General features: G+C 63.2%; 1 pseudogene. It reads right to left on the bottom strand.

Annotated elements, in window-relative coordinates:
* Positions 1 to 110: 110 nt before the first annotated feature.
* Positions 111 to 329: pseudogene (locus EN852_RS37590) on the bottom strand (tRNA (adenosine(37)-N6)-threonylcarbamoyltransferase complex dimerization subunit type 1 TsaB); the annotation flags it as partial.

The raw sequence follows: 329 nt of genomic DNA, 5'->3' as shown, positions 1-329 counted from the left end.
GACGCGATTGGAGAAAAGGTATGCGCATCAACTCTCGTTTTCTCGTCTGACCATGATCTCTGGACAAACGGGGCCGTTTGTCCGCGAAAACCGGCTTCCACTTTTCGGGATCATGGTCTTTGCCTCGAAAGTATAAACCCGGCCTGCGGCTTGGCATCGGCACCGCGCAGATAAAGCGGTTTCGGCCTTTCGCCCTGCCCCTTCGCGGCAGCCAGCCGGGCGTAGGTGAGAATGTCGGCGGTGGCCGTCCGAGGCCCGATGTCGAACGCGCGGCCGGCCGCTTCAGCGATCGGCGCCGCGGCCGTGCCGGCAAGCACCGCGGAACGTTC

Source organism: Mesorhizobium sp. M2E.F.Ca.ET.209.01.1.1 (assembly GCF_004010375.2).
Lineage (GTDB): Bacteria > Pseudomonadota > Alphaproteobacteria > Rhizobiales > Rhizobiaceae > Mesorhizobium.
The sequence above is the reverse complement of the archived record's forward strand: the minus strand, read 5'-3'. Positions and strand labels throughout refer to the sequence as shown.